The sequence below is a fragment of the Sphingomonas sp. BK069 genome, assembly GCF_014193405.1.
Lineage (GTDB): Bacteria > Pseudomonadota > Alphaproteobacteria > Sphingomonadales > Sphingomonadaceae > Sphingomonas.
The window spans coordinates 26,417-36,403 of sequence record NZ_JACHZH010000017.1 but is presented as its reverse complement, the minus strand read 5'-3'; the positions used below and the strand labels follow the sequence as shown (position 1 = coordinate 36,403).

The 9,987-nt window shown below is 72.1% G+C and carries 6 protein-coding genes; 5 read left to right on the top strand and 1 reads right to left on the bottom strand.

Translation table 11 applies throughout. The annotated features are described in order from the left end of the window. Nucleotides 1-236 precede the first annotated feature (236 nt). From FHY02_RS22090 to phbB, 3 genes are read left to right on the top strand one after another with little or no spacing between them, the layout of a single operon-like run. Complete coding sequence (locus FHY02_RS22090; RefSeq protein WP_183926423.1) at nucleotides 237-2,453, top strand: molybdopterin cofactor-binding domain-containing protein; 2,217 nt, start codon at nucleotides 237-239, stop codon at nucleotides 2,451-2,453. Beyond that, nucleotides 2,454-3,473, top strand: coding sequence for a ferrochelatase (hemH, locus tag FHY02_RS22085; protein ID WP_183926421.1), 1,020 nt, complete (start codon nucleotides 2,454-2,456; stop codon nucleotides 3,471-3,473). A 30-nt stretch (nucleotides 3,474-3,503) separates the two neighbouring features. Next, nucleotides 3,504-4,226, top strand: a complete 723-nt coding sequence (gene phbB / locus FHY02_RS22080; protein WP_183926419.1) for an acetoacetyl-CoA reductase — start codon at nucleotides 3,504-3,506, stop codon at nucleotides 4,224-4,226. Between the two features lie 94 nt (nucleotides 4,227-4,320). Here the strand turns inward: phbB and FHY02_RS22075 are convergent, their stop codons facing one another. Next, nucleotides 4,321-5,211: a LysR substrate-binding domain-containing protein gene (locus FHY02_RS22075; protein ID WP_183926417.1), complete on the bottom strand. Its 891-nt coding sequence runs from the start codon at nucleotides 5,209-5,211 to the stop codon at nucleotides 4,321-4,323. A 188-nt stretch (nucleotides 5,212-5,399) separates the two neighbouring features. Here FHY02_RS22075 and FHY02_RS22070 point away from each other — a divergent pair, with 188 nt between their 5' ends. Then, nucleotides 5,400-8,603 carry an efflux RND transporter permease subunit gene (locus tag FHY02_RS22070; RefSeq protein ID WP_183926414.1) on the top strand — a complete coding sequence of 1,068 codons (3,204 nt, stop codon included), beginning with the start codon at nucleotides 5,400-5,402 and terminating at the stop codon, nucleotides 8,601-8,603. Next, nucleotides 8,596-9,786 carry an efflux RND transporter periplasmic adaptor subunit gene (locus tag FHY02_RS22065; RefSeq protein ID WP_183926412.1) on the top strand — a complete coding sequence of 397 codons (1,191 nt, stop codon included), beginning with the start codon at nucleotides 8,596-8,598 and terminating at the stop codon, nucleotides 9,784-9,786. Before FHY02_RS22070 ends, FHY02_RS22065 begins: the two co-directional genes overlap by 8 nt. Nucleotides 9,787-9,987 lie beyond the last annotated feature (201 nt).

Genomic DNA, 9,987 nt, shown 5'->3' with positions numbered 1-9,987 from the left:
TGGCCGTGGCGCCTGCGGGACAGTGGATCCTGAGACGAGCTCAGGATGACGCCAGGAGGTGAGGGCGCCGCGCCAGCTCACGGGACCGCGCGCGGGGCGAGCGATCTCTCTGCGCCTCCGCCCCTTCGCGCTTCCGCGTAAGCCCGGAGGGAGTGCGGCGTGTCCGCCCCTCACCCGATCACCCTGAACGAGCTTTCCCGCTTCCCCCTCGTGCGCCGCCCGGCTACCCCCGCCGCATGGCCGCGCTGACCCGACGCAAGCTGCTTATCTCCGGGGGAGCCGGCGTCGGGCTGGTGGTCGCCTGGGCGGTGTGGCCGCGCCGTTATGGCGCCGCGCTGCCGACCGCGCCAGGCGAGGCCGCGTTCGGCGCCTTCCTCAAGATCGCGCGCGACGGTCAGGTGATCGTCGCGGTCCCGCAATGCGAGCACGGCCAGGGCGTCTACACCACGCTCGCCCAGATCGTCGCCGACGAGCTCGGCGCCGACTGGCGCACCGTCGGCGTCGAGGCCGCGCCGCTCGCGCCGCCCTATGCCAACCCGCTCGGCGCCGCCGCGCTGTTCACCGATGCCGCGACGCACGTGCCCGAGCGGGTGCGCGACGAGCTCTGGACGCGCGACTCGCTGCTGGTCACCGCCGGCTCCAGCTCGGTGCGCCGCTTCGAGCAGCCGCTGCGCGAGGCCGGGGCGGCGGCGCGCGTGCTGCTGTGCCAGGCTGCGGCCGAGCGCTGGGACGCCGACTGGCAGCAGTGCGACACGCGCGCCGGATTCGTCACGCTCGGCGACCGGCGCCTCCGCTTCGCCGAGCTGGCCGAGGCGGCGGCGGGCGGGCGAGTCCCCGACGAGCTGCCGCTGCGGCTCGGCGACGAGGGACGGCTGAGCGGCGAGTCGCTGCCGCGGCTCGACTCGCCCGCCAAGGTCGACGGTTCGTCGAATTTCGTCGCCGACGTGCGCCTGCCCGACATGGTCTTCGCCAGCATCCGCCAGGGGCCGCAGCCCGGCGCGCGGCTGCTCTCGTGCGACAAAGCAGCGGCCGAGCGCGTGCGCGGCCTGCTCTCGGTAGTGACAACCGATCACTGGGTCGCCGCGGTGGCGAACAATTGGTGGTCGGCCAACCAGGGTGTCGCCGCGCTGGCGCCGCGCTTCGCGCGCGGTGGCGCGATGGTCGACGACGCGGCGATCGAACGCGCGCTCGACGCCGCGCTCGATCGCGCCGGTGAGCCGGTCGCCCGCATCGGCGACGCCGCCGCGGCGCTGCGCGGCGCGGGGGTGATCGCGGCCGAGTATAGCGTCCGCCCCGCGCTCCACGCCGCGCTGGAGACTCCCGCCGCCACGGCGCACTGGCGCGACGGGCGGCTCGAGCTGTGGCTCGCCACCCAGGCGCCGACGCTCGCGCGCGCCGCCGCGGCCGCCGCGGTCCAGCTGTCCGAGCGCGACGTGATCGTGCACGCGATGCAGGTCGGCGGCTCGTTCGGCGCCGCGCTGGAGCATGACGTCGCGGCGCAGGCGGCGGTGCTCGCGCGCGCGCTGCGGCGGCCGGTGCAGCTCTGCTGGTCGCGCGGCGAGGCGCTGCTGCAGGACCGTGTCCGCGCGCCCGCCAAGGCGCGGATGCGCGCGCGGCTCGGCCCGCGCGGCACGATCCTGGCGTGGCACGCCGCGATCGCCGCGCCGCCGACCGGGCGCGCGCTGGGAGAGCGGCTGCTCGCGGGCGACCCGCTGCGCCGGCTCGCCGCCGCACTGCCCGCGGGTACCGACCGCTACGCCACCGCGGGCGCGGTGCCGCCTTACCGACTGCCGGCGCTCGCGGTCGACCATCACCCGGTCGCGCTCGACCTGGCGACCGGCCACCTGCGCGGCGGCGCCGACGGCTACACCGCCTTCTTCACCGAATGCTTCGTCGACGAGCTGGCGCGCGCCGCGGGGAGCGAGCCGATGTCCTATCGCGTCGGGCTGCTCGGCGGCGACGCGCGGCTGGCGCGCTGCCTCACCACCGCGGCCGAGCTCGGCGGCTGGTCGGGCGGGGTGCCGGGCAGCGGGCAGGGGATCGCCTGCCACCGCATGGCGGGCAGCGCGATCGCGGTGCTCGCCGAGGCCGAGGTGGGGGAGGGCGGCGCGGCGCGCGTCAGCCGGCTGGTCGCCGCAGTGGATGCTGGGCGCGCGATCAACCCCGACGTGGTGCGCCAGCAGATCGAGGGCGGGCTGGTGTTCGGCGTCGCCGCCGCGACCGGTACGGCGGCAGGATACAAGGACGACCTCGCCACGGTCCGCCACCTCGGCGCGCTCGACCTGCCGACGCTCGCCACCGCACCCGAGATCAGCGTGGAACTGATCGCCAGCGGCGCGGATTGCGGTGGGATCAGCGATCTCGGCGTGCCCGCGGTCGCCCCCGCCGTCGCCAATGCGCTGTTCGCTGCCGCCGGCACGCGGCGGCGCGTGCTGCCGCTCAGGAGTTCGTAGATGCTGCCCGCCGACCATCCGACGATCCCGGCGCCGCGCGTCGGCGTGCTGCTGATCAACCTCGGTACGCCCGATTCCGCCGACACGCGCGCGGTGCGTCGCTACCTCGCCGAGTTCCTGTCGGACCGGCGCGTGGTCGAGCTGCCCAAGATCGCGTGGCAACCGATCCTGCGCGGCATCGTGCTGACGACGCGGCCGAAGAAGTCGGCGCACGCCTATCGGCAGGTGTGGAGCGAGGCGGGTTCGCCGCTCGCCGCAGTGACGCGCGCGCAGGCCGCGGCGCTGAAGGACGCGTTCGGCGACGGCGTGCTGGTCGACTGGGCGATGCGTTACGGCAACCCGGCGATCGCCGACCGGCTGGCAGCGATGAAGGCGGCGGGGTGCGAGCGCATCCTGCTCGCGCCGCTCTACCCGCAATATTGCGCCGCGACGACCGCGACCGCGAACGACAAGGCTTTCGCCGCGCTGGCGCAGTGGCGCTGGCAGCCTGCGATCCGCACCTTGCCGCCCTATCACGACGATCCCGCCTATATCGCGGCGCTGGCGGCGCGCGTCGGCGAGCAGCTGGACGCGCTCGACTTCGCACCCGACGCGCTGATCGCCAGCTTCCACGGCATGCCGCAGCGGACGCTGGAGCGCGGCGACCCTTATCACTGCCACTGCCAGAAGACCGCGCGGCTGCTCGGCGAGGCGCTGCGCGAGCGGCTCGCTGGCCGGCCGCTGACGGTGGCGTTCCAGTCGCGCTTCGGCAGCGCCAAGTGGCTCGGCCCGGCCACCGACACGACGCTGGAGGCGATGCCGGCGCAGGGGGTCCGCAAGGTCGCGGTGGTGGCGCCGGGCTTCTCCGCCGACTGCCTGGAGACGCTGGAGGAGCTGGCGATCCGCGGGCGCGAGGGCTTCCTCGGCGCCGGCGGCACGCATTTCGCCTATCTGCCCTGCCTCAACGACTCAGCCCAGGGCGTCGACATGCTGCGCACCATCCTGTCGCGCGAGCTTGAAGGCTGGGTGGCGCGCGTCTAGCCTCTCACCAAGGTTAAGGGAGAGGCAGGCATGGCAAGGGTCGCGATCGTCACCGGCGGGACGCGGGGCATCGGCGAGGCGATCAGCGTGGCGCTACGCGACCTCGGCATGACCGTCGCCGCGAATTACGCCGGCAACGACGAGCGCGCGCGCGACTTCACCGCGCGCACCGGCATCGCCGCGTACAAGTGGGACGTCGCCGACTATGACGCCTGCCAGGATGGCTGCGCCACGGTCGCGGCCGAGCTCGGCCCCGTCGACGTGCTGGTCAACAACGCCGGGATCACGCGCGACGGCACGATCCTGAAGATGACCTACCAGATGTGGAAGGAGGTCATGGACACCAACCTGGGCGGCTGTTTCAACATGGCCAAGGCGGTGTTCCCCGGCATGCGCGAGCGTAAGTGGGGGCGGATCGTCAACATCGGCTCGATCAACGGCCAGGCCGGGCAGTACGGCCAGGTGAACTACGCCGCGGCGAAGAGCGGCATCCACGGCTTTACCAAGGCGCTGTCGCAGGAGGGCGCGCGCGCCGGCGTCACCGTCAACGCGATCGCGCCGGGCTATATCGATACCGACATGGTCGCCGCGGTGCCGGGCGAAGTGCTGGAGAAGATCGTCGCCAAGATCCCGGTGGGCCGGCTCGGTCAGGCGCAGGAGATCGCGCGCGGCGTCGCCTTCCTGTGCTCGGAGGAGGCCGGCTTCGTCACCGGCTCGACGCTGAGCATCAACGGCGGCCAGCATATGTACTGAGGCCGTACCCACCTCGCTCCAAACGAAGCGTGCTCGCACGCGCGGGAGCCCGGGACGGCTCGGAGGCAGCGAGGCGCAAGGCCCGAGAACGCGCTCAGCCCGCTCCCGCGGTCACGATCGCGACGAAATTGGCGGCGACGGGCGGGCTGGCGGTGGCGTGGACGAGCCACATCGCGCTGGCGGCGCTGTCGTCCGCGAGCGCGGTATAGACCAGCCCGGCGGACTGCAGCGCGCACAGCGACTCCGCCACCACGGTGATGCCGACCCCGGCGGCGACCAGCCCGAGCAGCGTCGACACCTCGCGCACCGTCTGGGCGACGCGCGGCTCGGCGCCGGTCGCGCGCATCAGGGCGAACAATTCCTCGGTGAAGCCGCCGCTGCGATCGCTGGCATAGACCACGAGGGGGTGCGCCGCCGCCTCGGCCAGCCGCAGCCCGGCCCGGCCGGCGAGCGGGTGGTCGGGCCGGGTCGCCACCACCAGACGCTCGCGCAGAATGCGCGTCGCGGTCAGCTCGAAGGGCAGCGCGGGCGGGGCGGCGCTGCGGAGAAAGCCGACGTCGAGCGCGTCGGCGAGGATCGCCGCCACCTGCGCCGGCCCGGCGATCTCCGACAGCGCGAGCTGCACGTCGGCGTAGCGCAGGCGAAAGGCGTGGATCGCGGCGGCGACCTGCGCGATGAAGGGCGCCGAGGCGTTGAAGCCGACGCGCAGCTCGCCCAACTCACCGCTGGCCGCGCGGCGCGCCACCGTCGCGGCCTTCTCCGCCTCGGCCAACGTGCGCCGCGCCGCCTCGAGGAACATGGTTCCGGCGTAGGTGAGCGTGACCCGGCGGCTGGTGCGGTCGAGCAGGCGCACGCCGAGCTCCTCCTCCAGCTGACGGATCTGCTGGCTGAGCGGGGGCTGAGAGATGCCGAGCCGCGCCGCCGCGCGCGCGAAATGCAGGTCCTCGGCGACCTGGACGAAATAACGCAGATGCCGCAGCTCCATGATCGATAGGCTGTACGTATCAATCGGCGCGGAAACAATATTAGACAAAGCGTTAACCAGCGCTCATCCGCTGCACCGCGGCATGTCATTGCGCCGCCGTCCTATCCTGGTCGTCCGACGCCGCGCACGCCAGGCTGGCGCGCGACGCCGCTCACCGGGGCGGGCGTCACCCACGGGAAGCTGTGCCCATGATCGGCATCGTACGCATCGCGCTGGCGCGCCCGCTGACTTTCATCGTCATGGCGATCCTCATCGCCATCGTCGGCGTGCTGGCGGCGGTCCGCACCCCGGTCGACATCTTCCCCGACATCAAGGTGCCGGTGATCGCCACCGCTTGGCAATATGCCGGCCTGTCGCCGGACGAGATGTCGGGGCGGATCATCACCCCGTTCGAGCGCGTGCTGACCACCACGGTCAACGACATCGACCATATCGAGAGCCAGTCGCTGCCCGGCATCGGCGTGGTGAAGATCTACTTCCAGCCCGGCGCCGACATCCGCACCGCCACCGCGCAGGTCACCTCGGTGTCGCAGACCGTGCTCAAGCAGCTGCCACCGGGCATCACCCCGCCGCTGGTGCTCAACTACAGCGCCTCGACGGTGCCGATCGTCCAGCTCGCGCTGTCGGGCAAGGGCCTGTCCGAGGGGCAGATGTTCGATCTCGCCAGCAACCAGGTGCGCCCCGGGCTGGTGACCGTGCCGGGCGCGGCGATCCCCTATCCCTCGGGCGGGCGCCAGCGCCAGATCCAGATCGACCTCGACCCCGACGCGCTCCAGTCCAAGGGACTGTCGGCGCAGGACGTCGGCAACGCGATCGCGGCGCAGAACCAGATCAACCCGGCAGGCTTCGCCAAGATCGGCGGATTCCAGTACAGCGTCCGCCTCAACAACGCGCCCGGCTCGGTCGAGGAACTCAACAGCATCCCGGTCAAGGTAGTGAACGGCGCCACCATCTACATGCGCGACGTCGCCCACGTGCGCGACGGCTCGGCGCCGCAGACCAACGTCGTCCATGTCGACGGCGCGCGCTCGGTGATCATGACCGTGCTCAAGAACGGCGCTACCTCGACGCTGGCGATCGTGCAGGGGATCAAGGACGCGCTGCCCAAGATCCAGGAGACGCTGCCGAGCACGCTCAAGATCGTGCCGATCGGCGACCAGTCGCTGTTCGTCCGCGCCGCGGTGGAGGGCGTGGTCAAGGAGGGCGCGATCGCCGCGGCGCTGACCAGCCTGATGATCCTGCTGTTCCTCGGCTCGTGGCGCTCGACCGTGATCATCGCGATCTCGATCCCGCTGGCGATCCTGTCCGCCATCATCGGCCTGGCGGTGACGGGCAACACGCTCAACACGATGACGCTCGGCGGCCTCAGTCTCGCGGTCGGCATCCTCGTCGACGACGCGACGGTGACGATCGAGAACATCAACTGGCACCTCGAACAGGGCAAGCCGGTCCACCGCGCCATCCTCGACGGCGCGGCGCAGATCGTCACACCCGCCTTCGTCTCGCTACTGTGCATCTGCATCGTGTTCGTGCCGATGTTCTTCCTGCCGGGCGTGGCGGGCTTCCTGTTCGTGCCGCTGGCGCTGGCGGTGGTGTTCGCGATGATCGCCTCGTTCATCCTGTCGCGCACGCTCGTGCCGACGATGGCGATGTACCTGCTGCGCCCACATGGCGCGGGCGACGACCACGACCAGCACAGCGCTGGCGCGCCCGCGTCGCGCAACCCGCTGGTGCGCTTCCAGCGCGGCTTCGAGGCGCGGTTCGAGCGGATCCGCACGGGCTACGGCGGGATGCTCGAGCGCGTGCTCGCCGCGCCCAAGGGGTTCGTGATCGGCTTCCTCGCGGTGGTGCTGCTGTCGTTCGGGCTGGTGCCGTTCCTCGGGCAGAACTTCTTCCCCTCGGTCGACGCCGGGCAGATCGCGATGCACGTTCGCGCGCCGGTCGGCAGCCGCATCGAGGAGACGTCGGCGGAGTTCGACCGCATCCAGCGCCGCATCCGCCAGATCATCCCGGCGAACGAGCTGGTCTCGGTGGTCGACAACATCGGCCTGCCGGTCAGCTCGATCAACACGACCTACAACAATTCGGGGACGGTCGGCCCGCAGGACGGCGACGTGCTGATCCAGCTGTCGCACGATCACGCGCCGACCGACGATTATGTCCGCCGCCTGCGCGAGCAGCTGCCGCGCGACTTCCCCGGCGCCACCTTCTCCTTCCTGCCGGCGGACATCACCAGCCAGATCCTCAACTTCGGCGCGCCTGCGCCGATCGACATCCAGATCGCGGGCAAGGATGCCGCCGCCAACGCCGCCTACGCGCAGAAGATCATGCGCCGCATCGCCAAGATCCCTGGACTGGCCGACGCGCGCATTCAGCAGTCGGCGCGCTACCCGCAGCTCAACGTCGCGGTCGATCGCAGCCGGATCGGCCAGTACGGGCTGACCGAGCGTGACGTGACGACCAGCCTGGCGAGCTCGCTGGCGGGCACGCAGCAGACCGCGCCGGTGTTCTTCCTCAACCCCGACAACGGCGTGTCCTATCCGGTCGTGGCGCAGGCGCCCGAGTACCGGGTCGGCTCGATGAGCGACCTGTCGAGCATCCCGGTGACCGGCGCCAGCGGGCGCTCGCAGGTGCTGGGCGGGCTCGGCACGATCGTGCGGAGCAACGCGCCCGCGGTGGTGTCGCACTATAATATCGCGCCGGTGGTCGACGTCTTCGCCACCCCGGCGGGGCGCGACCTGGGCGCGGTGGCGGGCGACATCCGCACGGTGCTCGACGACCTCAAGGCCGAGGCGCCCAAGGGCGCGACCGTCACGCTGCGCGGGCAGTACGCCACGATGAACAGCGCCTTCTCGGGGCTGGGCTACGGGCTGCTCGGCGCGATCGTGCTGATCTACCTGTTGATCGTCGTGAACTTCCAGAGCTGGCTCGACCCGTTCGTGATCATCACCGCGCTGCCCGGCGCGCTGGCGGGGATCATCTGGATGCTGTTCACCACCGGCACGACCTTGTCGGTGCCCGCGCTCACCGGCGCGATCATGTGCATGGGCGTGGCCACCGCCAACGCGATCCTGGTGGTGAGCTTCGCGCGCGAGCGGCTCGCCGAGCTGGGCGACGCCACCGCCGCCGCGCTGGAGGCGGGGATGACGCGCTTCCGCCCGGTGCTGATGACCGCGCTGGCGATGATCATCGGCATGCTGCCGATGGCGCTGGGGCTGGGCGAGGGCGGCGAGCAGAACGCGCCGCTCGGCCGCGCGGTGATCGGCGGGCTTCTGGTCGCCACCTTCGCCACGCTGATGTTCGTCCCCGTCATCTTCAGCCTCGTCCACCGCCGCCGCACCGCGGCCGCGCCGACGCGCGAGGCCCATCATCTGGAGCAAGCCCATGTCTGAGGCGTCGTCCGAGACGTCCCCCGCGGCGCCGGCCGCCGCGCCCTCTGCACCGCCGTCGCGCTCGCTGCGCACCGTCGGGATCGCCGCGGCGGTGATCGCGGTCGGCGTCGTCGGCGCGGGGATCGCGGCGCGCTCGCGCACCGACAGCAAGCTGGCCGATTGGACCGCGGCGCAGTCGACCCCGACCGTCGCGGTGATCCAGGCCAAGCCGGCCGCGGCGACGGGCGCGCTGACGCTCCCCGCTAACCTCCAGGCGATCAACAGCGCCCCGATCTTCGCGCGCACCAGCGGTTACGTGCGCAAATGGTACGTCGACATCGGCGACCCCGTCCGCGCCGGCCAGACGCTGGCGGTGCTCGACGCCCCCGAGATCGACCAGCAGCTCGTCGCCGCGCGCGCCGACCTGGAGACCGCGCGCGCCAACCAGCAGCTCGCCGCCTCGACCGCGACGCGCTGGCGCAACATGCTCGCCAAGGACGCGGTGTCGAAGCAGGAGACCGACGAGAAGGTCGGCGACCTCGCCGCCAAGACCGCGGTGACCAACGCGGCGCGCGCCAACGTCTCCCGGCTGACCTACACGCAGGGCTTCACCCGGCTGATCGCGCCGTTCGCCGGCATCGTCACCAGCCGCTCGACCGACATCGGCGCGCTGGTCACCGCGGGCACGGCGGCGTCGACGCCGTTGTTCACCGTCTCCGACGTGCGGCGGATGCGCGCCTATATCCGCGTGCCGCAGAATTACTCGGCGCAGATCCACCCGGGCATGCACGTGACGCTGACACTGCCCGAATATCCCGGCCGCAGCTTCGACGCGACGCTGACCCGTACCGCCGGTGCGGTGGAGCAGTCGTCGGGCACGGTGCTGGTGCAGGTCGAGGCGCCCAACCCCGATCGCGCGCTCAAGCCCGGCGCCTATGCGCAGGCGAGCTTCCCGGTGGCGGGCGCGAGCGGCGCGGTGGCGCTGCCCGCGAGCGCGCTGATCGTCGGCGAGAGCGGCACCCAGGTCGCGCTGGTCGGCGCGGACGGCAAGGCGCACCTGCGCACGATCCGGATTGGCCAGGACCATGGCAATACGGTGGAGGTGAGTTCGGGCGTCACCCCGCGCGACCGCGTGATCGACAACCCGCCCGACTCGCTCGCCGACGGTGACGCGGTGCAGGTGCAGAAGGCGAGTGCGCGGTGAGGGGGTGGCCGGCGCGTTCGCGGCCCTGGGCTCCTGCGTTCGCAGGAGCACGGGAGATGGCGTTGAGGGGCGACCGTGTTCCTGCGCACGGGACGATCCGGAGTGATGAGGCGGTGCGCCTGTTGTCCTCCGGGTTCAATAGCGGACCCTCGCCCCATATCTCCCCGTCACCCCGGACTTGTTCCGGGGTCTACCGTGCCG

What these genes read in the sequence shown, in the direction of transcription:
- FHY02_RS22090 (WP_183926423.1), top strand. Translation starts at nt 237, where the DNA reads ATGGCCGCGCTGACCCGACGCAAGCTGCTTATCTCCGGGGGAGCCGGC.
- hemH (WP_183926421.1), top strand. Translation starts at nt 2,454, where the DNA reads ATGCTGCCCGCCGACCATCCGACGATCCCGGCGCCGCGCGTCGGCGTG.
- phbB (WP_183926419.1), top strand. Translation starts at nt 3,504, where the DNA reads ATGGCAAGGGTCGCGATCGTCACCGGCGGGACGCGGGGCATCGGCGAG.
- FHY02_RS22075 (WP_183926417.1), bottom strand. Translation starts at nt 5,211, where the DNA reads ATGGAGCTGCGGCATCTGCGTTATTTCGTCCAGGTCGCCGAGGACCTG.
- FHY02_RS22070 (WP_183926414.1), top strand. Translation starts at nt 5,400, where the DNA reads ATGATCGGCATCGTACGCATCGCGCTGGCGCGCCCGCTGACTTTCATC.
- FHY02_RS22065 (WP_183926412.1), top strand. Translation starts at nt 8,596, where the DNA reads ATGTCTGAGGCGTCGTCCGAGACGTCCCCCGCGGCGCCGGCCGCCGCG.